At 65.1% G+C, this 255-nt stretch carries 1 protein-coding gene; it reads left to right on the top strand.

Translation table 11 applies throughout. From position 1 onward, the window contains the following. A partial coding sequence (locus APT89_RS22990; RefSeq protein ID WP_131728588.1) for a helix-turn-helix domain-containing protein occupies positions 1 to 255 on the top strand: 255 nt, incomplete at both ends.

Genomic DNA, 255 nt, shown 5'->3' with positions numbered 1-255 from the left:
GCGTTCCCTCTGCCGTCAGTTCGGCATTTCTCCTGCCACCGCCTACAAGTGGCTTCGCCGCTGGGCTCAGGAAGGTGCCGCCGGCCTTCAGGACCGCCCGCGCATACCGCACCATTCCCCGAACCGCTCATCTGACGACATCACCGCCCTGCTGCGCATGGCCCATGAGCGCCATGAACGCTGGGGCGCACGCAAGATTAAGCGCTGGCTCGAAGACCAGGGGCACCGTATGCCCGCCTTCAGCACCGTCCATAA

Source organism: Enterobacter sp. 50588862, assembly GCF_001462935.1.
Taxonomy (GTDB): Bacteria; Pseudomonadota; Gammaproteobacteria; order Enterobacterales; family Enterobacteriaceae; genus Enterobacter; species Enterobacter bugandensis.
This window is presented reverse-complemented; position numbering and strand designations above follow the sequence as displayed.